Below are 22070 nucleotides of genomic sequence, written 5' to 3' on the forward strand. Positions count from 1 at the left end.
CGGATCGGATCCCTGCCTGCCTGCGCCTGATGCATCGAGTCGCGCACAAGTCCCCTGGAGCGCGCTGGAACGCCTGGCTTCGTATCATCGGCCGTCGATCGCAGCCGCGATCCTGCGCGCACGGTCGATCCCTTCGTGATTCGTGATGGGCCGGGCGCACCGGCCGTGAAAGGAGACTATGGACCTGGGTATCGCCGGTAAATGGGCGCTGGTGTGCGGCGCCAGCAAGGGTCTGGGCTATGGCTGCGCCGAGGCGCTGGTGCGCGAGGGCGTGAACGTGGTGATCAACGCGCGCAACGCGCAGGCGCTGGAGCAGGCTGCCGCGCAACTGGTGGCGGCGGCCGCGAACGGGTCGGCCACGCTGGCGCACAAGCATCCGCAGCCCGTGGTGCTGGCCGTGGCGGCCGACATCACCACGCCCGAGGGCCGTGCCGCTGCGCTGTCCGTGGCGGGCGGGCCGGGCGATGCTTTCGACATCGTGGTGACCAATGCCGGCGGTCCGCCGCCGGGCGACTTCCGCGACTGGGACCGCGATGCGTGGATCAAGGCGGTCGATGCCAACATGCTCACGCCGATCGAGCTGATCAAGGCCACGGTGGACGGCATGGCGGCGCGGGGCTTCGGCCGCATCATCAACATCACGTCGAGCGCGGTGAAAGCACCCATCGACATCCTGGGCCTGTCCAACGGGGCGCGCAGCGGCCTGACGGGCTTCGTGGCCGGCGCATCGCGCAGCGGCATCGCCGCCAAGGGCGTGACGATCAACAACCTGCTGCCCGGCAAGTTCGACACCGACCGGCTGGCGGCGACCATCCAGGCGGCGGTGAAGAAAACCGGCAAGAACGAAGACGACGTTCGCCGCGCCCAGCAGGCCGCCATTCCGGCCGGCCGATACGGCACGCCGCAGGAGTTCGGGGCCATCTGCGCTTTTCTGTGCAGCGTGCAGGCCGGCTACATGACCGGCCAGAACGTGCTGGCGGATGGCGGTGCTTTTTCCGGAACGTTCTGAGGCGGTGTGACTTGCCCCGGGGCCGGCACCGTGGATTTCGGTGCTGCCCCTTTGACAAGGCCCGCATGGAACCCGTTAACCCGGCGGCTGCGCTTTGGCGGCCCCATCGCGCGGCCGCTGGCGCCGCCGCTCGCGCAGGCGCAGGCCCAGCACCAGGCTGGCGACGAACACGGTGAGCGCCAGATAGGCCTGCAGGTAGTAGCTCCAGCCTTGTTCGGCATACAGGTAAGGGCCGACGTCTGGGGAGTGGATCTCCATCAGCAGCCCGGCGAACCACAGCGCCGGCAGCACCGCCAGCACGGCGCCCAGCCACCGCCGGTGGGCCATGGCGGCCATGCAGATGCCCGAGGCGACCAGCCCCACGGCCCAGATGAACCAGAGCGACGGCTCCTTGTCGCTGACCTCGGCGAAGGCCAGCCCCGGCACGAGTGCCAGCGCGAGGCCGGTCAGCCGGGCGGATAGCGGACGGTGAGCGGTATGTAGCATTCGGGCAGGCCTCCCAGTTCGCTTTTGAGTTTTTCGACGAACCTGTCGATGTGCACGGTCAGGTCGATGCAGCCGGCGCTGCCCGGGTTCGCCCCGCCGTGGATGAAGAAGCCGCCCCGGCCATGGGTTTCGGTGCCGGGGTAGGGGTGGATGGTGAGCCGGAAATTGCCCCAGGCCACGCGCGGCGAGCGGTACAGGTTCTTGAGCCAGTTGTTGGCCCACATCTCGGACGGCTGGATCCAGTAGTCGCCTTCCGGGATCGGCCCGGCGTTGCGCGCCTTCTGCCATTCGGCGGAGTAGTCGAAGTGGCCGTTCTTGGGTTTTCCGGACACTGCGGGCAGCGCCAGCACGGATTGCGTGCCCGTGGCCCGCAGGACTTTTCCGTCGAATTGCAGTGCGATTTTCGATTGCAGGCATCCGGGGGCGTGGGGTCGGCTGCGCTCCAGGGCGTAGGGATCGGACATGGTGAGGGCAAGGGTTGGGTCGGCGCAAAGGAGGGCCGCCGCAGGCAGGGCGCCCGGGGCGGTTCGTCGCGGCCGGCTGATTCTAGAAGTGGGCTCCGCGCCAGCCGGTGCGTTTTTGTAATGCAGGGTGACCGGACGTATCGCCCGCCCGGCCGTGCATTGCGTGGTCAGCGCGGCCAGGGCATGGGCGCTATACCGACCAGGTGCGCGGCCGTGGTGCCGGCATTGCCCAGCAGTGCGCGCGCCACGCGGCCCACACGGTCTGCAGCAGGGCCATGGCCGGCTCCACCACCGGCGCCAGCACGCGCACGACGACCAGGTTCGGGTGCGGGCTGGTGGCGCCGGCTGTGGCGGCCAGCGGGTGCGCCTCGATGGCGGCACGCGCCGCGTCCAGTGCGCCTTCGCGCCGCTCGCGCGCCAGGGCTTCGCCCGCGATGAAGAAGATCGACGCCATGCAGCGGTGCCCGGCCAGGCCCAGCCGGCCATCGAGCAGCAGCTTGTCGGCGGCATCGATGCGGCCGCGCTCCAGCCACACGCCAGGCACCTCGATGTGCTGCGTGAAGCGGCCTGTCTCGAAAGGCTGGCCGGCGTGCGGCAGGCCCAGTGCGGTGACGTCCCACCCCAGGCATTCGGCGCCTGGGGCGACTTCCAGCGTGAGCCGGTTTTCCGCCTGGCAGGCGTTGTAGCAAAGGGCTTCGAGGGGCAGCCATTCGAGCCGCGCACCGGGCGCGAGCACGGCATGCGTGCGCTGCAGCGCCGGTGCGCCGGCGGATCGGTAAAAGCGCGTGGCGCCCGGCGTGGTCACGAGGCCGTGCGCACCGGCCGCGACGGTGGTGCGGATGTCCAGCGTGTCGCCACCGACCAGCCCACCGGGCGGATGCACGAGCACGTTGTGGCACACCGCATCGCCTTCGGGGTACAGGCTCTGCAGGATGCGCAACGGGCCATCGTGTTCGAAGCGTGCCACCGTGCGATTGGCCTCGCGGCGGTAGTCCAGTTGCAGGTGGGCGTGCCAGGTCATGCGTTTGCTATCAAATCGTGAGCTATTACCGCATGATATACGCCGGCAGGAGGCCGATTTGGCACTGAATTGCCCGCGGCACGCCTCAGGCTTTCCACGCCCCCTGGTGGGAGGCCGAAGATGCTTCGATCAGCGCCGGGCCGATGCATTCGATGGCGTGGGCCGATGCGGCGAACACGTCGCGGCAGGACAGCTCGGCATCGCGCTGGTCCAGCCGTTCGCCGCGAAAGGCACGCAGCCGCACGGCGTCGATCCCGTACACCACGCGGTCGATGTTGGCCCAGATGTAGTACTGGTAGATGGCCTGAACGGACGCATCGGCGTTCTGCGCATGGAATTCGGCGAGCGCGCTGATGTCGCCCAGCCCCAGGTCGTAGGCCCCGCTGGCCACGCGCGTGATCGATGCCACCGAGCCCGAGCCGACGTCGATGGTCACGTCCAGTCCTTCTTCCCTGTAGTAGCCCTTGGACTCGGCCAGGAAGAACGGCGCCGTCTGGCTGGTCACGCGCAAGTCGAGCGTGAACTTGAGCGGCGTGGGCTTGCCCTGCGCATGCACGCTGGGGGCGGCGAGCCGGGGGCCAGCGTGGCTGCAAGGGCCGAGGCGGTGGAGTGAAAGCGGCGGCGTTGCATGGCGGTGCTCCAGGTTCGGGACGGGCAACCGGCCACGGCGCATCGGCGCCGTGCATCGGTGCGAACGGAGCAATTTCCGGGCACCGGCGCCGTCGTGGGACAGGCCGGGCTGAAGAGCAGCGTGGAGCCGGCCGAGGGCGTCATCACCTGCAACATCGGCGACATGCTGACCCGCTGGAGCGACGATCAGTTGCCCAGCAACTTTCACCGCGTGCGCAATCCGCTGCCGCACGAATACCAGGGCGCGCGCTACAGCCTGGCGTTCTTCTGCCAGGCGAACGAGGATGCGGTGGTCGAAGGACCGGGCCGCAAGTACCCCGCCATCCAGGCCGGCGAATACCTGCGCCAGCGCATCACGGCGAATTTCGCCAGGTACTGAGCCGGCCGGGTCCTGCACCGTCCGGGCCTGCCTGCCTGCCTGCCTGTCTGCCTGTCTGCCTGGGGCGAGATGCTCATGCCAGCGCCGCCAGCTGCGCCGGCATGGTCTCGGAGAAGCCGCGGGCCGGCAGCACGATGTGAAAGACGCTGCCCTGGGCCGCGTTGCGGGCATGGATGCGGCCGCCGAGGGCCTCGACGATCTTGCGGCAGATGGCCAGGCCCAGCCCGGTGCCGCCCGAGCCGTCGCGCGTTTTGCTCGACTGCACGAAGGCCTCGAAAATGCGCTCCAGTTCTTCTTCGGGCACGCCGGGCCCCTGGTCTTCGACCTCGATGTGGATCTGCGTCAGCCCGTCGAGGAAGCCGCGCACTTCGATGGTCGAGCCGCCGGGGGAGAACTTCACCGCGTTGGCCAGCACGTTGCGCACCACCTGCTGAAACCGCAGGGGATCGGCCCTGGCGACCAGCGGCGTTTCCGGCAGGTCCAGTTGCAGGTGCAGGCGGTGCCGTGCGAGCAGGGGCTCGAACTCCCGCGCCACCGAACGGATCAGCCCGCGCAGGTCGATGCGCTCCAGGTGGAACGTGCCCACGGTGCTCTCGATCTTGGCCACGTCCAGCAGGTCGTTCACCAGCGTCAGCATGCGCTGCCCGGCCGCGTGGATGTCGGCGAACATCGCGGCCAGCCGGGGGTCGGTGGGCCCGCGCGGCGAGCCCAGGGTGCCCAGCTCGGCGAACCCGATGATCGACTGCAGCGGCGTGCGCAGCTCGTGGCTCATGTTGGCCACGAACTCCGATTTGGTGCGCGATGCTTCTTCGGCGGCATCCCGCGCTTCCTGGATGGCGCGCTCTGCCATGCGGAAGTCGGTCACGTCCATCAGGATGCTCAGCACGCCGGTGGCCTGGCCCATTTCGTCGGTCACCGCCGCCTTGAAGATGCGCGCGTCGCGGCGCGAGCCGTCGCCGTGCAGCATCCGGGTTTCCAGCGTCATCTGGCCGCCATGCGCCAGCAGGTGCCGGTTGGCCTCTTCCAGCACCGCGGCTTCTTCGGTCGGCAAGAAGGCATGCAGCCGTTCGCCGATCACCTGCGAGCGGGGCCGGCCCTTGTATTCCTCCCAGGCGCGGTTCACCAGCACCAGGCATTGGTCCGGGTCGGTGAGCGACATGGGCAGGGGGTTGGTGTCCAGCAGCAGGTTCTGAAAGGCCAGCTGGGCATGGAGCTTGAGCTGCGCCTGCCAGCGCTCGGTCACGTCCACCGCGCTGCCCGCGAAGCCGGCGATGCGCCCTTCGCTGACGAGCGGCACCACTGCCAGCTCGAACAGCAGATGGCGGCCTTCTGCGGTGCGGATCAGCGCCTGGCAGGTGCGCGCCTGCGCGGTGGACGCGGTGTCCAGCATGGCCGTCACGTCGTTGCGGCTTCCCGGGTCCACGATGTCGTGCAGCTTCTGCCCGACGGCGTGCGAAGGGCTGCGGCCGCTCAGGGTGTCCCAGCGCGCGTTGGCGTAGGTGATGACGCCCTGCGCATCGGTGCGGAAGATCAGCTCCTGCACGCTGCTGATCAGCACCGCCAGATCGTGCTGGCTCTGCGCGATCTTTCGCTGGGCCAGGTTCATGGAGCGCTGTGCGGCCTCGCGGGAGCGCAGGCCGCGCCAGGCGGTCGCGGTCAGTCCCAGGGCCAGCAGCACGGCGGCCAGGCCGATGCCCAGGAAACTCTTGGCGCCCTGCAGCCACCGGTCCTGCGCCATGGCCAGGGGTTCCTCGACGATGGCCACCAGCGGCTTGTCGCGCGATGCGTGAAAGGCCAGGATGCGGTCGCTGCCCAGCACGCCCTGGCCCACGTAGCTGGCGATGTCGCGCTGGGGCAGGTAGCTGTGAAAGACGGGCAGGCCGTCGATGCGCTGGCCCACGAGCGCGGCGGAAGGGGCGGAGGTCGCCAGCACCTGCCCGTCGTCGCTTGCGATCACCGCGTCATAGCTCAGCGATTCGAGGGTGAGGTACTGGAAGTTCGACAGCGCGCCCGGGTTCATCAGCCCCACGATCATCAGGTCCTTGCCGCCGTCGGTGCGCAAACCGCGCAGCAGCGGAACGAACGATACGCCGGGCGGCGAGGTGTCGGGGGCCGTGGTGCGCCGCAGGCTGCCCAGGCCGCGGCCCTGGATCAGCGGGCCGAGCCGCTGGTGCTCCTCTTCGGTCCAGGGGCCGAGCTTGGAGACGTCGATGTAGGTGCCGGCCTCGCCGCTCACGGTGCTGGCGATCACCAGGCCCTTGGTGTCCACGGCCGCGACGCCCCGCATGAACGACAGCCCCACCAGCACCTGGCGCATCGCGGCTTCCATCGCGTCCCGGTCGGGGCGGATGTCGGTCATGGCGGCGGAATGCGCCAGCATGCCCAGGGCCATGTCGCCGGCTTCGATGGTGCGGGTGGCCTGGTTCTCGATGATGCGGGCCAGCAGCTGGGCCTGCGCCTGGCTCGCGGCCATGGTCGTGCGCATGTCGTTCATGGCCAGCAGGGCCACCGCCACGGCGGCGAGCAGCGCGGCGGCCAGGCCGGCCACGAGGACGATGCCGCTGGGCGGCAGCCCGCGAAAGCGTGGGGTCCGCTCGACGGCGGAAAGGTGGGGGTCGGGGATGCGGCGGGCCATGATCACGGCTCGATGACCTGTTCCAGGCCGTGCTTGTGCGCCGCGGCCCTGAGCCGCCCGTCGCGCTTGATGCGGGCCACGAAGTCGTTCATCTGCGCCAGCCAGCTGGGGTCCCCGGGGCGAACGGCGTACGCATAGGACAGCACCTGCACGGGCCGGGCCGGCGCGATCAGCCGGGCCCAGTCGTCGTTGTCCAGCAGGCGGCGGCTGTAGAAGTAGTTCGTCATGAAGACGTCCACGCGGCCGGACCTCAACTCCTGCTCGCGCGAAGTGGGTGGGCTGGTGGGCACGACGGTGGCGTGCTGCAGGTGCCCGGCCATGAACGATTCCAGCGAGGTGCCGCGCAGCACGGCCACCCGCACGCCGGGCCGGTCGATGTCGGACCATTGCCCCACCACGGCGTTGTTCTTGGTGGTGATCGCGTACACGTCGCTGTGCAGGTAGGGCTGGGTGAACCGCAGCGCGTTCAGGCGTTGCGGCAGCACGGCCATCGCGAACATGGCGACATCGCAGCGATGGCTCGCCAGGTCGTCCACCACCGCCGTGAAGGAGGAATCCACGTAGTCGATGCGCGCGCCGAGGTCTTTCGCCAGCTCGCCCGACAGGTCGATGTCGATGCCCTTGAGTTCCCGCGTGCGGGGGTGGCGGTAGGTCACGCCGTAGTACTCGGGCCAGATGCAGGCCCGCACCACACCGGTGGAGCGCACCCGCTCCGACACCGGCCCTGCGTGCACGACCGCAGCCAGCCCCTGCACGGCCACCCCTGCGAGCAGCGCGATTGGTAGGAAAATCCGCTTCATGCCATCCATTTCTTCAGGGCCGGGCCCTGTTGCGGAGAGAGGGGCGGGAGGCCCCTGGGTGCCGATGACCGGCTCGCCTTGCATGAACCCTGGCGCACGCAGTGGGCGGCCCTCAGGGTCAGCGCATCATAGAGGCCGTCTTTCGCCACGGGGTCTGCCCCAGTACGAGGACCGCTGCCATGTGGATTGAGATTCGGATTCGGATTGGGTGCGGCGCCGCTCGCTGCGCCGCCGCAGCGCACCGCCGCCATGCCGGTCCGCCGGCTGGCGCTGGAGCAAGGGTGACGAAAACAGGGTTGCATGGTTCGGGAGTGCGAAATGATAAAAATATAGAATGTCGGCGCATTTTGATTTTAATCAAAAAAATCATTTCTATCATCTTTAATTTGAGTGCATCCGTGTCAACAGGAGCACAATTCACCCATGGCGATATCTGCTCCTGAGATTTCTGACGCAAACGATCACTGCACCACCCTTGAAGTGGCAAAGATGCTTGGCATGGCGGTGCGATCCGTTCAACTCATGGTGGACCGTGGGGAACTGCAAGCGTGGAAAACGCCCGGGGGGCACCGCCGCATTTCCCGCGCTTCCGTGCAGCAATGGATGCAGGGCAGCAAGGCCCGGCCCGCTGAGCCGAACAGCGGCGGCGCGGACGGCAACCGGCGTGACGTGGCCGCGCCGGCCGGGCCCAGGAAGCCCCTGCTGCTGCTCATCGAGGATTCGACCCATTTCCAGAATCTCATCCAGCTCATCGTGCAGCAGCAGTTTCCCGATGTGGGACTGCAGGTGGCCGACGACGGCATTGCCGGGCTGGCGCTCTACGGGCAGTTGCAGCCCGACATCCTGATCGTCGATATCTTGCTGCCCGGCCTGGACGGCGCGACGCTGATCACCACGCTGCGCTCGCACTCCCAGTTCGCGCGCAGCGAACTCATCGTGGTGACCTCGCTGGACGAAACGCAGCGCGCGCCCTATGCCTTCGCGCTCAAGGGCGTGGCGGTCATCCACAAACCCCAACTGGTGGCCGAACTGCCCGGTGCGTTGCAGGCCTGCCTGGAAAAGCTGCGGCATGCCGACGCCTGAGCCGGTCGTCCTCCTGGTGGAGGACGACGCCTCGGTGTCGCGTTTCGTCGGCATGGTGCTCGACGGCCTGCCGGTGTCGCTCAAGGTGTGCGCCAGCGTGGAAGAGGCCCTGGAGTTTCTGGCCCGGCACCGGGCCCAGCTCATCATCACCGACCTCATGATGCCGGGCGAGTCCGGCATGGGGCTCATCCAGCGCATGGCGGCCGATCCGTCGCTGGCTGCGGGCGCCAAGGTCGTGGTGTTCAGCGCGGGACTGAACACGGCCGTCCGCGCACAACTGGCCTCGATGAACATCTGGCGCACGCTGGCCAAGCCCGCTTCGGTCGGTGACCTGCAAGGCTGCGTGCGGGATACCCTGGAGCTGTTCAGGCCCGAGGAAGCTGGCGCGCCCGCCACGCCTGACGCCAGCGCTGCGAAGGCCGTGCACGAGGGACTGGCGGAGCATGAAGCCCACGCGCTCGCCAAGCACTTCGCCAACAACCGGCCCCTGTTCGATACCTACCGCAGCCGTTGCCTGGTGCAGTTCGCCAAGGACTGCCAAGAGGGCGACCGGGCGGTGGACGCAGTGGACCTGCCCGCGTTGCGCCGGCTGGGCCACAACCTTCGCACCGTGCTGCTCACCCTGGGCCGCGGGGAAGGCAGCCGCCTGGCGGGTCTGCTGGAAGAGGCCGCCTTTGCCGAAGACGGCCCGGCGGCGGTGGCCGGCTGGCGGGCTTTGAGAGAGCACCTGGCCTCCCAGTCCTAGTTCCAGTTCCAGTAGCCTGGAGCGCAGGGCATGCGCCCCTGAGCGCAGCCAACCGCGCCCATCTCCCGGACCGCCGCGGCGCGGCGCAGGCCAGAACCGCTGGGCCGGGTCGGTTCTGTCCGCCGCTTTGAAAACTGCCCCAGCCCCCGGCTTGGCGGTCGCGCAGGGGGCAGAGCCGTGCCGTGGATCAGCGGGCGAGGGCCGCGCCCAACCGGGGAGCCGCTGCGCCGCTGGAATGACCGGTGGCGCCACTGCGGGCTCCGCCGCCGGTCTTTCGGCCGGGGTGCGCACCCGCCGAGGCGGCGGCCGCACTGGCAACCTCTGCCTGCGCGCCGAGCTTGAAGATCGCCACGGCCTGCAGCAGTTGCTGGGCCTGCGTGCTCAGGCTGCTGGCGGCGGCAGCGCTTTCTTCCACCAGGGCCGCGTTCTGCTGGGTGACCTGGTCCATTTGCGTGATCGCCTCGCCGACCTGGGCCACGCCCTGGCTCTGTTCCGTACTGGCGGCACTCACCTCTCCGATGATGTCCGTGACGCGGCGGATGGCCGTGACCACTTCGGTCATGGTGCTGCCGGCCTTGGCCACCAGCGCCGTGCCCTCGCCGACCTGGGCCACGCTGCTGTCGATCAGGGCCTTGATCTCTTTCGCGGCGGCCGCGCTGCGTTGCGCCAGGCTGCGCACTTCGCTGGCCACCACGGCAAAGCCCCGGCCCTGCTCGCCCGCGCGGGCGGCTTCCACCGCCGCGTTCAGCGCGAGGATGTTGGTCTGGAAGGCGATGCCGTCGATCACGCCGATGATGTCGGCGATGCGCTTGGAACTGCCGTCGATGACCTTCATGGTGTTCACGACGTCGTTGACCACCTGCCCGCCCTGAATGGCGACGGTCGATGCGCTCGCTGCCAGCTGGCTGGCCTGGCGGGCGTTGTCCGCGTTCTGTTTCACCGTGCTGGACAGCTCCTCCATCGAGGCTGCGGTTTCTTCCAGCGCGCTGGCCTGCTGCTCGGTGCGGCCCGACAGGTCGCTGTTGCCCTGGTCGATCTCGGCGCTGGCCGTGGCCACGCCGTCGGAGCCATGGCGCACGCTGGCGACCACCGAGGTCAGCGCCTCCTGCATGCGGGCCATGGCGGCCATCACGCTCACCGTGTCGCCGCTGCGCACCACCAGGGGCGCGCTCAGGTCGCCCTCTGCCACATGGTTCGCGGCCGCTGCCAGGGCCGACGGCTCGGCGCCCAGCGAGCGGGAAAGATCGCGAACGATGAGCCAGCCGACCAGCAGGCTCACGCCCAGCATCAGGACTGCGGCCACGCCCAGCAGCACGGCCATGCTGTTGGCATGGGACAGGGCCTCTTTGGCGAGATCTGCGGCCAGACCCCGTTGGATCTCGCGGGAGGCATCGACCGCGCTGAACAGGAGATTTTGATAGGTGCGGACCTCCTTGATCAGCAATGCCCCGGCTGCGGCGCTGTCGCCCGCTTCCGCCAGGGCGATGGCCCGGTCGATGGCCTGGTTGTAGGAGTCCCGGTTGGTACTGATGATGCGCAGCTGCTCCCGCGTCGCGGGCAGTGCCAGCGTCTTGTCCAGTTGCTGCAGCAGCTCGGCATTGGCGGCGCGCGCCTCGGCAACCTTCTTTTTCTCGCCTGCGCGCAAGGCCGGGTCGCTGGAGATGATGATGTTGCGCACTGCACGGGCAGAGTTGTTCAGGTTGTCTTTGATGTCGGTGAATTGCGCGACCTTGACCATGCGGTTGGCCGACACCTCGGACAGGTCTTCCGCCAGGCCCTGCATGCGCAGTGCAGCCAGCAAGGCAATGGCGACACCCAGGATCGCGAGGACGCCGAAGCCTATGGCAAGGCGGGTGGAAATCTTGAGGTTTTTCATGGTCGGTCTCTGGTCAATGAGGAACGGAATGTGTCATAAATATCATTTTTGCTGATTATGGCACTTTGCGGAGAGTGTGTGCAAAAGTTTCTGCGGCTCCGAGTGGGCAGAAGTGGCGGTAAGACCGATATCGGCGACGAAATGCGCACACCCTTGGCGGATCGTAAGGGACGGGCCTCGGGCGCGCGGCGGCGCACCCCACGCAAGGCGCAGTGGCAGAGAAAAAGTCAGTCAGGGGAAGAAGAGACCGCCAGAACCTCACAGGTGCTGGTGAGGCGACAAAACCGAATGCTATAAAAAATATAGCTATATGCCCTAGTGTTGATTGCGCTGGATGGCTTTTCGATGCCTGAAATTTCTGGCGGTTCGTCCAGAGGTTCCCGTCATGGCCCGCACCGCTGCCGAGGCTTCTTCACCCTCGGTCGGCCCCGTTCACTGCTCGGTGTAGTGGTAGGTCAGCCCGCCATCCACCGAGTGCGTGCCGCCCGTGATGTAGCCCGCGTCTTCGCTGGCCAGAAACGCCACCAGCCCGGCCACGTCCTGCGGCGTGCCCAGCCGGCCCATCGGGATCTGCGCCTGCAGGGCCTTGAGCTTGGCGGGGTCGTTCAGCAGCTTTTCGTTGATGGGCGTGGCGATGGCGCCGGGCGCCACGTTGTTGATGCGAATCGACAGCGGCGCCAGTTCGCTCGCCAGGTTGCGCGCCAGCATGCGCAGCGCGCCCTTGCTGGCGCAGTACGAGGCGAAGTGGGGGAACGCGATCTCTTCATGCACCGAGCTGATGTTCACCACCGCGCCGCCGCGCTGCAGTGCGCGGCGGTGCCGCACGAAGGTCTGCGTGGCGAAGAACAGGCCTTTCACGTTCGTGTCCATGACCAGGTCGTAGTCCTCTTCGGTCACGTCCCAGAAATCGGCGTGGCGTTCCACCCCCGCGTTGTTCACCAGGATGTCCAGGCCACCGAGCGCTTCGACCGAGCGTTCGACCAGCTCGGCCGCGGCGCTGGCGGTGCCGATGTCGGCCGGCACATACACCGCGCGCCGGCCCAGCGCTTCGATCCGGGCGATGAGTTCATGCGGCGCACCGTCGGGCTTGCGGCCGTTGAGGGCGACATCGGCGCCTTCCTGGGCGAAGCGCAGCGCAATGGCGGCACCGATGCCTTGGGTGCTACCGGTGACGAGGGCGGTTTTCTGGGAAAGGCGTGGCATGGGCAGGGCAGGTAGGGTGGGAGGGAGAAAGACAGGCCGGCCGGCCGAAAGCCGGGCGACGTGCCATTTCATCCCCATTGGCCTGCGGGCCGTGTCAGCCAATAGCGCAAGGCCAATAGCGCAAGGCCGATCGCGCAATGGCTGGAACGCGGCAGGCTTTACCGCCGTGGGACGTGCCTCAACCCAGGCCGAGCGACTTGCGCAGGCTGGAATCGACCGGGCCTGCCGGCATGAAGCGCCGCAGCTTGCTCAGCAACGAGGCCTGCCCCGCCGGCGTCCTGCGCATCCGCCAGCGGCCGAGCGCAGCCTCCACGACGGTGCTGGCCACGCCTTGCGGGCCGGGGGCGCCTTCGATGTTCCGGGTCACACCGCGTATGGCAATGCCGCGTTCGCGGTCATACCGGCGTGGCCGTGGCCGATTACTACCCCAAGGTTTCGGTGAGCGGGCTGTTGGGCAGCGCCACTTCGATCTCCAGCGGCAACCTTTTCACCGGGGGGGCCGCGCAGGCCGCAGGCACCATCGGCCTGCGCTGGCGTTTGTTCGATTTCGGCCGGATCGAGGCCCAGATCCGATTCGCCGAGGCCCAGGAGGCCGAGGCCCTGGCGGCCTACCGCCAAGCCGCGCTGCGGGCCACGGAAGAGGTCGAAACCGCGCTGTCTTCATTCCAGCGTCGCCGGGAGCAGGCCGATCTGCTGGCGGGTGGCGTGCTTTCGCTCACCCGGGCCCGCGATGCCTCCGCCGCGGCGTTCGGCAAGGGCACCGTCAGCCTGATCGAGGTGTTGCAGGCCGACGAAAGCCTGCTCGGCGTGCTGGATGGCCAGGTGCAGGCGCGGACCGAGTCCGCTCGGGCCGCCGTGGCGGTCTTCAAGGCGCTGGGCGGCGGCTGGGAGGCGGAGAGGGCGCCTGCGGCCATTCCGTTGGCGGCCGCAGCGCTGCCGGGGGCCTCGGCGAATGGGGCGCATCCAGCGCGCTGACCGCCGCGCGCAGTCCCTGCCCTCGCGCGCTTTTTTCTTTCTCTCGTTACGAGGGAGCCCGCTGCGAACGCTCCCTTGGCAGCCAGCCGAGGCCATCGCTGGTGCCGCCCGCCACCGCGCCGCGCGCGGGGCGGTATTCGCAGCCGATCCAGCCGGCATAGCCCAGATCGTCCAGCAACTGAAACAGGTAGGGGTAGTTCACCTCGCCGGTGTCCGGCTCGTGCCGCGCGGGTACGCCCGCGATCTGAACATGGCCCACCCGGCCGGTGGGAACGTACTGGCGGATCTTCGTGGCCAGATCGCCTTCGACGATCTGGCAGTGGGACAGGTCCATCTGCACCTGCACGTTCGGCACGCCGATGGCGTTCACCAGCGCATGGGCCTCGTCCTGCCGGTTCAGGAAATAGCCGGGCATGTCGCGTGCGTTGATGGGCTCGATCAGCACCTGCAGGCCGTGCGGCGCAGCCAACCGGGCAGCCACCCGCAGGTTGTCCACATAGGTGGCGTGCAACGTCTCGCGCGCTTGGCTGGGGGGCACCAGCCCTGCCATCACGTGGATGCGCGGCGCCTGCAGCGCCTGGGCATAGGCGATCGCCTCGACGATGCCGGCGCGGAACTCCGCCTCGCGCCCCGGCAGGCAGGCCATGCCCCGCTCGCCGGCTTCCCAATCGCCGGGCGGGGCATGCGGGTTGGCTTTCTGGCGAGGGCAGTGGTTGTTCTGAGTGTGTCCGACGGCCGCGTCCCCGGCGGCGCAGGCAATCTTCCAGCCGCGCGAAGAACACGATCTGGTCCATCGCATTCCTCGCGCCGTCGAGGCCCCATTCGTTCTGGAACAGATCGCGTTCTTCGCCAAAGGCGTTCAGATCTATCAGGGGTTCAATGGCCCGGTTTTCCGGGGCCTTGGCATGGACACCCGCAGATCGGATGCCGCGTATGCGGCGTTGGGACCGCCACTGGCTCGCCGATCCGTTCACGAAACCGTTACCGATCTGTTTGCCGTCAGCGATTGGGTGCTGAATTTCGGGGTCCAGGACGCGGGGCGGGACGCACCCCTGGCCCATGCACTGATGTTTCAGGGACAGTGCTTCGATGTGGAACAGGGCTGTGGTGTGTTTTTCGATGCGGCGCGCTCTTGCACAAATTGTGACAGGCGTTGGCGCCGTGCTGCCTACACTGCCACGTCCATTTCCGTGGCCATCTCCATTACTCCTGCAACATGGCCAAACCTCTCGTACCTTCTCTCCCCGGCACCATCATCGCTGGCGGCCCACTGAGCCAATCCACCATTATTGAAGTGAACAAAGCCGCGACCAAGGCGCGGGCGGAATTCCGCCGTTTCGTCGCCTATGCCAACACGGTCAAGGTGGGCGGTTCGCTGGCCTGGCGCGCAAACAACCCGGGCAACCTGCGTGACTCGCCGCTCAAGATCGGCATCGTCACCGGTGGCGTGGGCGTTTTTGCGGTGTTCGAGAGCATGAACGACGGCCATGCCGCTCAGCGGTTGCTCTATGTCAAAAAGTACGGTGCGATGAAGGTGCGGGATGCGATTGCCAAACTCACGCCACCCAATGAAAACGATACGGACAGGTATCTCAAGCAGCTGGAGGAGGCCGGGGTCGATCTGGACAAGGACGTCAATTCGCAGATCGATGTGCTCATGCCCGCAGTGGCGGCGAGCGAAGGTGTCATTGCCGGTATCGAGGTGCCCAGATCATGAAGTGCCTAACGCTGGTGGTCGCGCTTTTCGCGGCCCATTCGCTGGTACATGCCGGAGAACCGGTCGCCGTGGGCTGCAAGACGGTCACGCTCGTGCTCGACAAGCGGGTAACCCCTGGCGAGCTGGACCGTCTATGGGCCAGCGGCGAGTCCCCGGAGACCGACGTGCCTGCCGCATTGCCTGCCGTACTCCAGCTGCATGGCTGCAACGGCGAATTGCTGGACAGTCGCACGCTGGACGCGCCCTTGGCCAGGTTGGACCCCGCCCCCTTGCGCGGCGTGCGCCCGGTGACCGTTCTCGTGGCGGTGGACCTGACGGCGCCCATGGGCTCCTACAGCGGCCCGCTGACCCGGCCGTTTCAGATCGATGGCAACCGGCTGATCCCGGCGCAGGCCCGCGCTGCGGACGGCCGCGTGGAGCCCATCGTGCTGGCCCAGACCGGCAAGGCGGCCTGGAAGAAGGTGACGGTTCGTGGGGCGGACCAGTTCCTGGCGGTGCGCAGCGAGCCGCAAGACGATCAGTTCACCACCCGCTTTCGCCGCTACGTTCCCGGGCCCCAGGGCTGGCGCGTGCAGGAGCGTTCGCAGCCTGGGCTTTGGGAGTCGGACGGAGAGTTTCCTGCGCGGCGGTCCTTCCCGTGATCCGTTAGTCGCAGGTTGCCGATTGCCGATTGCCGGATGGCGACCGGCCCCGCGGCCTCACTCCCCTTGCGAGCCCCGGTGCGCCCAGCCCGTGGTGTGCTTTTCCAGCACGCTGAACAGCTCGTACATCACCATGGCCATGGCGCCCACCACCATCAGGCCGGCGAAGGCCAGGCCCATCTGCATGGACGAGCCGGCCGAGATCAGCAGGTAGCCGATGCCTTCGTTGGCGGCGGTCATCTCTGACACGGTGGTGCCCACGAAGGCGAGGGTGATCGCCACCTTCAGCGAGCCGTAGAAGTACGGCATGGATCGCGGCAGGCCGACCTTGGTGAGCACGTCCCAGCGCTTGGCGCCGAGCACGCGCAGCACGTCTTCCAGCTCGGGCTCCAGCGTGGCCAGGCCCGTGGCGATGTTCACCATGATCGGAAAGAAGCTGATGAGGAAGGCCGTGAGGATGGCCGGCCCCACGCCGATGCCGAACCACACGACGAGGATGGGCACGAAGGCCGCCTTGGGCAGGGCGTTGAAGGCCGTCATCAGCGGATACACGGCGGCATAGGCCAGGCGCGACGAGCCGATGATGAAGCCCAGCAGCACCCCGACCACGATGGCGATGCCGAAGCCGGCCATGGTGACCCAGAAGGTGCGCCAGGCGTGGCCCGCGATGATCCATTTGAATTCGACGAACTGCGTCCAGATCGCCCAGGGGCTGGGAAAGATGAACTCCGATACGCCCAGGCCGGAGCAGATCACCTGCCACAGCACGAGCACCGAGAACAGCAGAACCCAGGGCGACCAGCGCTCCACCCGTTTCTCGTGCAGCGCGTTCATTGCGTGATCTCCCCGCCGGTCTTGCGCAGGGCGCCGATGTGGCCGCGCAGCTCCAGCACGGTGTCGGTGAATTCCTTGGTGTAGGTCAGTTCCAGCTCGCGCGGGCGCGGCAGCTCGATGTCGCGCTTGACGACGAAGCGGCCCGGGCTCTTGCTCATCACATAGACGGTGTCGGCGAGGAAGACGCTCTCGCGCAGGTCGTGCGTGACGAGGATCACGTTGAACCGCCGCTCGGCCTGCAGGTCGCGCAGGATGCACCACAGCTCCTCGCGCGTGAAGGCGTCGAGCGCGCCGAAGGGCTCGTCCAGCAGCAGCATCTTGGGCTCGTGGATGAGCGCGCGGCAGATGCTGGCGCGCTGCTGCATGCCCCCCGACAGCTGCCAGGGAAACTTGTCTTCATAGCCGGCCAGGCCCACCTTTTGCAGCAGGGCACGGGCGCGGGCCTGGTATTCCCTGCGCCGGGCCTTGAACTGGCTGCGGTGCGGTGGGACGATCTCCAGCGGCAGCAGCACGTTGTCCACCGTGGTGCGCCAGGGCAGCAGCGAAGGCGCCTGGAAAGCCATGCCCGAGATCTTGAGCGGCCCGGCCACGGGCTGGCCGTCGATGCGGATCTTGCCCATCGACGGCATGCGCAGCCCCGTGGCCAGCTTCATGAAGGTGGACTTGCCGCAGCCCGAGGGCCCCACGATGGCGATGAACTCGCCGCGGCGCACCTGCAGGTCGATGGCTTCGACGGCAAAGTGGTTGGCGCGCAGCAACTCTTCGTTGTAGGCGAGCCAGACATCCCGGAAATCCACGAAATAGGTTTCGTCGGCCTGCATGGTGTGAAGTAGGGTTTGAATGAAAAAGGCCGTCAGCGCAATAAACACTAGGGCAGTGTGCTATTGAAATAATAGCAATCGACAGGTGGCCGCGCCAGGGGGCGCTGCCGGCCCGGCACGGCCCGCCGTTGCGGGGCCGCCGCGTTCACGGCTTCGGCAGGATGTTCAGCTCGGCGGCGGGGGGCAGGAAGCTGGCGTTCCATACCGTGTCGGCGTTCACGCGGGACTTGGTGCTGAAGGCGTCGGACACCTGCGAGGCCATCAGCGCCAGGCGCTGCGGCTTGGCCTGGCCGAAGCCTTCGGCCCGTGCGTCGGCGCTGTTGACCACCGTGTCGATGGCCAGCTGCAGCCGGCGCGTTTCCAGCGCCACGTTCACGATGCCGTCGCGCTCCTTCACCGATGCGATGGCCGCAGCCGGGTTGGCGATGACTTCCTTGGCGCCCTTGGTGAACGCCTTGAGGAACGCGCGGATCGCTTCGGGGTTTTCCTTGACCAGCTTGGGGCTGGCGATGATCACGTTGCCGTACAGCTTCACGCCGAAGTCGGCATAGGGCAGCACCACCACGTCGCTGGCCTTGGCGCCGCGCGCCTCCAGGTTCAGCAGCGAGGTGAAGGTGAAGCCGGTGATGGCGTCCACGTCGCCGCGCACCAGCATGGTCTCGCGCAGCGGCGGGTCCATGGCCGTCCACTGCACGCTGCCGATGCCGTTGGCCTTGGCGAAGATGGGAAAGGCGCGGCGGCCTGCGTCGAATACGGGGGCGCCCAGCTTCTTGCCGGCCAGGTCGGCGGGCTTGGCGATGCCGCTCTTCTTGAGCGCCATGACCGAGGCCGGCGTGTTGTTATAGACCATCATGACGGCCACCGGCTTGTTCTGCGCGTCGGGGTTGTTGGCGTGGAACTCCATCACCGCGGCCAGGTCGGCGAAGCCCATGTCGTAGGTGCCCGAGGCCACGCGCTGCACGGCGCCGCCGGAGCCGTTGCCTGCGTCCACCGTCACGTTCAGGCCCGCTTCCTTGAAATACCCCTTGGCCGCAGGCAGCAGGAAGAACGCGGCCGGCCCTTCGAAGCGCCAATCCAGCTGGAATTTGATGGGCGTGGACGCCTGGGCGTGGGCCAGGTTGAATGCGCTGGCGGCAGCGATGGCGGCGGCGGCTTTCAGGAGGAATCGTTTCTGCATGGGGAGGCTCCGGTCGTATCGGTCATGTCGGGCGATGGCAGCCGATCAGCAAGATCGATGCCTGATTGCAGGCATGCACCTCGGCGGGGCGGCGCCGGCATGAACCAATGCGGTGCATGCAGCGCAAGCGCCATGGCTGCCACGGCCTCGTCACGCGCGGGCGGGGCGCCGCCGTGGCCTCGCCCTGAGCCCCGTGGCCCGCAGGATCGTGCTATATCGAATCCGGCCCGACTGAAGCACGTTTTCCGTCTTACGAAATGCGGGTTTCCCCCAGGTCGGGGGTTCGCTTGCCCAGCAATGGCTTCGGGCCCTCGGGAAAAGGGCGGAAAGCGGGGGACCACGATGGCCCGATGTCCCTGCTCTCCAAACTCTCGAACCGCCTCGGCATCGCCCGTTTCAACGTTGAAACGCCCACCGGGCAGAAACAAAAGACCCCTTCGATTCCCAGCAGCGCGGTGCGGCCGCTGGACGGTCCGGCGCGCCGGCGTACCAGCGCGGCATCGACCCTGCCCCCGCGCGCGACGGTTCCATCGGCGCCCACGCCTTCGGCCTCGTCGGGCCCTTCTGCCGCTGGCGCTGCGGTGAACGCCGAGACCACAGCAAGGCCCGGGCCCACCCATGTGCTGATCGACGCCATGGCGCAGGCGGCGCCCAACGGCTCCCTGCTGACGAAAGCGCTGTTCGAGCCGACGCCGAAGATCTTCGGCGTGGCGGCGGATCTCGCCTTCGCCTTGGGCCAGGTGGATTTTTCGCGCATGCCGCCCGTGCCCGGGCTGCCCGGTGCGCCCGCCGTGCTGCTGGCCCAGGCGCTCGCCGCAGCGACGGGCGGCGATGCCCGGCTGGCCAGGGACGCGCTGGAAAGCCTGCAGGCGCTCGACCCGCAGGTGGACATCGTCACCGCCTGGCGGCAGCGGGCGGGCGGGCCAGAGGACGATGCCGCATCGGTCTATGCCACCCCGCAAGGCTCCGAGTACGGCGACGATGCGCTGAGGTCGGACGATTCGGCGGAGGGCGGCTCGGTCTATCACACGCCCGACAGCTCGGTGAACGGCGACCAGGTCCGGTCGCTGCCCGCTTCGCCGCGCCGCTCCGGCGCGGGCGGGCCGGGCGACGCCTCGGCGGCGGCGCGGCGGGCGGCCTGGCAGGTCGCGGCGGCCCTGGCCGGCACGCCGACCGGGCTGGACGTGCTCCAGGCCGTCGTGGCCCGCCCCGTGGACGCGGCGCACTCGCAGGACTTCGCCTTGCTGCTGAAGGCGGCCACGGGGATGCCCGCCAGGCACGCGGAGCGGGGCGACCCGGCCGCGATCCTTGCCAGCGCGCAGGCCCTCGGCACGCTGACCGGCCAGGCCGTGGCCTGCGCCGCCGCGCGGATGGCGGGCGAGGCCGAGGCGGCCCGGCCCCACCAGTGGGCACTGACCGCCGTGCGCAATGACTTGTTCGACACAGGGCCGGGAACCGACTTCGCGGCCGTCGACGCGCGCCTCATGAAGACCGGGCGATGGATCGAGCGCGCCACGCCGGAGCGCAGCCGCCTGCTGCGCAACCCGATCTTCGGCAAGTCGCCGTTTCGGGCCTTGCGGCACGGCACGCAGAACGTGGAGCGGGGCCCTGCCATCGCACGCCACCGGCTGGCACGCGAGACGGCACTGCGCGAAGCGGCGGTCGCCTTGAAGGACCAGTTGATCGCCGCTGCGCCGAGCACCCGTTCCCCCAGGCCCGGGCAAGTGCCGCAAGGGCTGCTGCGGGCGGCCGTGCTGGCGCATTGCCTGCAGGCGCCGGCACCGCAGCCGCTCGAGCGCGACGGCTTCGATGACGACGCCCGCGCCGACATCGCGGACCGCCTGGCGAACCTGCTGACCCCCGCCCCCGCGCCCGGCCTGCAGCGGCAACTGGCGCAAATGCCGCAGCTGACGGCCCTGGCCGACCTGCGCCTGGATGCGAAGGCGATGGGCGAATGGTTCTCTGCCGCCCGCACGGCCGGCGGCAGCGAAACCGCGCAGGGCACGCGAGAGGCACCGGGGGCGCCCGAGGCGCAGGCATTGCCCTGGGTGCAGGCCGTCTCCACCGCGCTGGCGCGTGCCGAGGAAGAGGCCGAGGGCCGCGACACCCGCGTGCCGGTGGTCACCCGCGAGACCGTGCGTTCGGCCCTGAAGGACATCATCGGCAACATCGAGGGATCGTCGCGGCTGCGGCTGAGCAGCGGCGGGCTCGTCGGGGTCGGGCTGCGGCAGATCACGTCCTCGATCAGTGCGGTGGCGAGCGCCTTCTTCCTGCGCGGGCGGGTCGATGGGCGGGCGCAGCGCGGCCGGCAGGCGGTTTTCGAGATCGCCATGCCGCCCTACGACATGGAACTGGTGCTGGGTTCGCAGCGCCAGGTATCCAAGCAGATCGGCGTCGGCGCCTTCGTCGGGCCGGACATCGGCGTGGCCAAGGCCGGCGTCAACGTCGATACGCTGCTCTATGGCAAGGACAAGGCCGACATCCAGGGCATCTCGCTGCGGCTGCCGCGCGTCGGCCGGCCGGTGCCGGAGTTGAGGGCGGAGTTCTCCGCGCTGGTGGATGCGATGCTCGACGGCAGCGAAGGCGGTGCGCAGGCGGGCGACGCCACCCCGCTGCTGCAGCGCCTGCTGCAGGACTTTCCCGAACTGACGGTCAACCGCATCGGCACGGCCGGCGACGGCCGGCGCCGGCACGGGGCGGGCGCAGACCTGATGGCAGCGGTCGGCCAGTGGGGCGCCAAGGTCAGTGCCGGGGCCGGCGGTTTCGTCGAGGCCCAGCGCAACGTGACCAAGCACTATGCCGACGCCACCGGCCACATGCGTGTGGAACGTTCGATCCAGGGCCATGCCCTGCGGGCCGGCGCCGGGGTCAAGGCGTCGGCCGGCCCGTTCACCAGCGCCGCGTCGGGCACCTCGTTTTCAGGCGGGGTCGATGTATCGCTGGCGACGGCGCAGTTCGGCGTGAGCGCGGAACACATCCTGTCCGGCGTGTTCGACCGGCGGGAGGCGGTGTATGAAGCGGGCCGCCTGCACCCCCTGTCGTTCGTCGAGACCGAATACCAGAAGGTCGATGCCTTCATGCAGGCGGTGCAGCCGCACATGGAGGAATGGGTGGACGCGGGCGCCGATCCCGGGCGCCTGGAAGGGCTGCTGGCCGACATTCGCGAGCACGCAGCGCCCACCCACAGCTTTGCGGCGCGCTACATCGTGACGCCCGAGGCCCGCGCCCAGAACGATGCCTACCGCTCTTCGATGCAGCTGTGCGGGCAGCACCCGAGCGGCCTGCCGCAGGCCGTCGCCGCGCTGGCGGGCACCATCGAAGCGAAATGGGAAGACCCCGCGTCGGTGCAGCCCTATTCGCTGCGCTCTTACGAGCGCAACTCGGTGCAGCAAACCCAGGGGGTGGACGTGGTGGTGCAACTGGCGAGCGTGGAGGCGGCCGAGGCTTCGCACATCGACAACCGCCTGGACGTGCCCGCGCAAAGGCCGCGCCGGGCGCAGTAGGCCATCGACCCGCGCGTCTCAGGAAAGTGCGAAGGACCGATGCCGCTGCGGGCATCGCCAGTACCGCCGAT

19 protein-coding genes and 3 pseudogenes are annotated in these 22070 nt (G+C 68.5%); 9 read left to right on the forward strand and 13 right to left on the reverse strand.

Going from position 1 to position 22070, the window contains the following annotated elements; translation table 11 throughout:
- Nucleotides 1-178 precede the first annotated feature (178 nt).
- Nucleotides 179-1009, forward strand: coding sequence for an SDR family oxidoreductase (locus AVHM3334_RS07390; protein ID WP_284410980.1), 831 nt, complete (start codon nt 179-181; stop codon nt 1007-1009).
- A gap of 75 nt (nt 1010-1084) precedes the next feature.
- On the opposite strand, the gene AVHM3334_RS07395 is transcribed toward AVHM3334_RS07390, so the two are convergent.
- The 4 genes from AVHM3334_RS07395 to AVHM3334_RS07410 form a co-directional block, all read right to left on the reverse strand.
- Entirely contained in the window at nt 1085-1495 is a 411-nt protein-coding gene (locus AVHM3334_RS07395; RefSeq protein WP_284410982.1) for a hypothetical protein, read from the reverse strand.
- Nucleotides 1456-1959, reverse strand: coding sequence for a tlde1 domain-containing protein (locus AVHM3334_RS07400; protein ID WP_284410984.1), 504 nt, complete (start codon nt 1957-1959; stop codon nt 1456-1458). The genes AVHM3334_RS07395 and AVHM3334_RS07400 overlap by 40 nt, the downstream gene beginning before the upstream one ends.
- A 190-nt stretch (nt 1960-2149) precedes the next feature.
- A complete protein-coding gene (locus tag AVHM3334_RS07405) occupies nt 2150-2980 on the reverse strand; it encodes an urease accessory protein UreD (protein WP_284410985.1) in 831 nt (276 codons plus the stop codon).
- 85 nt (nt 2981-3065) lie between these two features.
- Nucleotides 3066-3536 carry an ABC transporter substrate-binding protein gene (locus AVHM3334_RS07410; protein ID WP_284410986.1) on the reverse strand — a complete coding sequence of 157 codons (471 nt, stop codon included), beginning with the start codon at nt 3534-3536 and terminating at the stop codon, nt 3066-3068.
- Between the two features lie 195 nt (nt 3537-3731).
- On the opposite strand from AVHM3334_RS07410, the pseudogene AVHM3334_RS07415 reads away from it, so the two are divergent.
- Nucleotides 3732-3989: pseudogene (locus AVHM3334_RS07415) on the forward strand (2OG-Fe(II) oxygenase family protein); the annotation flags it as partial.
- A gap of 73 nt (nt 3990-4062) precedes the next feature.
- Here AVHM3334_RS07415 and AVHM3334_RS07420 read toward each other — a convergent pair.
- The gene (locus AVHM3334_RS07420; protein WP_284410987.1) at nt 4063-6624 is read right to left on the reverse strand and encodes a sensor histidine kinase; all 2562 of its coding nucleotides are present in this window, start codon (nt 6622-6624) and stop codon (nt 4063-4065) included.
- A 2-nt stretch (nt 6625-6626) separates the two neighbouring features.
- On the reverse strand, nt 6627-7424 hold the full coding sequence (locus AVHM3334_RS07425) for an ABC transporter substrate-binding protein (RefSeq protein WP_284410989.1): 798 nt from the start codon (nt 7422-7424) through the stop codon (nt 6627-6629).
- A gap of 179 nt (nt 7425-7603) precedes the next feature.
- Between AVHM3334_RS07425 and AVHM3334_RS07430 the strand changes: the two genes are divergently transcribed.
- From AVHM3334_RS07430 to AVHM3334_RS07440, 3 genes are read left to right on the forward strand one after another with little or no spacing between them, the layout of a single operon-like run.
- The gene (locus AVHM3334_RS07430) at nt 7604-7867 is read left to right on the forward strand and encodes a hypothetical protein (protein WP_284410991.1); all 264 of its coding nucleotides are present in this window, start codon (nt 7604-7606) and stop codon (nt 7865-7867) included.
- Nucleotides 7848-8507, forward strand: coding sequence for a response regulator (locus AVHM3334_RS07435; protein ID WP_284410993.1), 660 nt, complete (start codon nt 7848-7850; stop codon nt 8505-8507). The genes AVHM3334_RS07430 and AVHM3334_RS07435 overlap by 20 nt, the downstream gene beginning before the upstream one ends.
- Nucleotides 8494-9252 (forward strand): response regulator, encoded by a 759-nt coding sequence (locus AVHM3334_RS07440; RefSeq protein ID WP_284410995.1) that lies wholly within the window; start codon nt 8494-8496, stop codon nt 9250-9252. Before AVHM3334_RS07435 ends, AVHM3334_RS07440 begins: the two co-directional genes overlap by 14 nt.
- Nucleotides 9253-9439: 187 nt before the next feature.
- Here the strand turns inward: AVHM3334_RS07440 and AVHM3334_RS07445 are convergent, their stop codons facing one another.
- From AVHM3334_RS07445 to AVHM3334_RS07455, 3 genes and pseudogenes are all read right to left on the reverse strand, one after another.
- Complete coding sequence (locus tag AVHM3334_RS07445; RefSeq protein WP_284410997.1) at nt 9440-11128, reverse strand: methyl-accepting chemotaxis protein; 1689 nt, start codon at nt 11126-11128, stop codon at nt 9440-9442.
- A 432-nt stretch (nt 11129-11560) separates the two neighbouring features.
- Nucleotides 11561-12331 (reverse strand): SDR family NAD(P)-dependent oxidoreductase, encoded by a 771-nt coding sequence (locus AVHM3334_RS07450; protein WP_284410999.1) that lies wholly within the window; start codon nt 12329-12331, stop codon nt 11561-11563.
- Between the two features lie 178 nt (nt 12332-12509).
- Nucleotides 12510-12731, reverse strand: a pseudogene (locus AVHM3334_RS07455) (oxidoreductase); the annotation flags it as partial.
- Nucleotides 12732-12733: 2 nt separating this feature from the next.
- Between AVHM3334_RS07455 and AVHM3334_RS07460 the strand changes: the two are divergent.
- Nucleotides 12734-13306 (forward strand): annotated as a pseudogene (locus AVHM3334_RS07460) (TolC family protein); the annotation flags it as partial.
- A 46-nt stretch (nt 13307-13352) separates the two neighbouring features.
- Here AVHM3334_RS07460 and AVHM3334_RS07465 read toward each other — a convergent pair.
- Nucleotides 13353-14105 (reverse strand): hydroxypyruvate isomerase family protein, encoded by a 753-nt coding sequence (locus AVHM3334_RS07465; protein ID WP_284411001.1) that lies wholly within the window; start codon nt 14103-14105, stop codon nt 13353-13355.
- 417 nt (nt 14106-14522) lie between these two features.
- On the opposite strand from AVHM3334_RS07465, the gene AVHM3334_RS07470 reads away from it, so the two are divergent.
- Nucleotides 14523-15023 carry a hypothetical protein gene (locus AVHM3334_RS07470; RefSeq protein WP_284411003.1) on the forward strand — a complete coding sequence of 167 codons (501 nt, stop codon included), beginning with the start codon at nt 14523-14525 and terminating at the stop codon, nt 15021-15023.
- Nucleotides 15020-15664, forward strand: a complete 645-nt coding sequence (locus AVHM3334_RS07475) for a hypothetical protein (protein ID WP_284411005.1) — start codon at nt 15020-15022, stop codon at nt 15662-15664. Before AVHM3334_RS07470 ends, AVHM3334_RS07475 begins: the two co-directional genes overlap by 4 nt.
- A 57-nt stretch (nt 15665-15721) precedes the next feature.
- Here AVHM3334_RS07475 and AVHM3334_RS07480 read toward each other — a convergent pair whose 3' ends face one another.
- From AVHM3334_RS07480 to AVHM3334_RS07490, 3 genes are all read right to left on the reverse strand, one after another.
- Nucleotides 15722-16498, reverse strand: a complete 777-nt coding sequence (locus tag AVHM3334_RS07480; RefSeq protein ID WP_284411007.1) for an ABC transporter permease — start codon at nt 16496-16498, stop codon at nt 15722-15724.
- Nucleotides 16495-17319 carry an ABC transporter ATP-binding protein gene (locus AVHM3334_RS07485; RefSeq protein WP_284411008.1) on the reverse strand — a complete coding sequence of 275 codons (825 nt, stop codon included), beginning with the start codon at nt 17317-17319 and terminating at the stop codon, nt 16495-16497. The genes AVHM3334_RS07480 and AVHM3334_RS07485 overlap by 4 nt, the downstream gene beginning before the upstream one ends.
- 145 nt (nt 17320-17464) lie before the next feature.
- Complete coding sequence (locus AVHM3334_RS07490) at nt 17465-18496, reverse strand: ABC transporter substrate-binding protein (RefSeq protein WP_284411010.1); 1032 nt, start codon at nt 18494-18496, stop codon at nt 17465-17467.
- Between the two features lie 350 nt (nt 18497-18846).
- Here AVHM3334_RS07490 and AVHM3334_RS07495 point away from each other — a divergent pair, with 350 nt between their 5' ends.
- Nucleotides 18847-21999 carry a hypothetical protein gene (locus tag AVHM3334_RS07495; RefSeq protein ID WP_284411012.1) on the forward strand — a complete coding sequence of 1051 codons (3153 nt, stop codon included), beginning with the start codon at nt 18847-18849 and terminating at the stop codon, nt 21997-21999.
- The last annotated feature ends 71 nt before the right edge of the window (nt 22000-22070 follow it).

Origin of the sequence: Acidovorax sp. SUPP3334 (assembly GCF_030159055.1) — a bacterium.
Taxonomy (GTDB): Bacteria; Pseudomonadota; Gammaproteobacteria; order Burkholderiales; family Burkholderiaceae_C; genus Paracidovorax.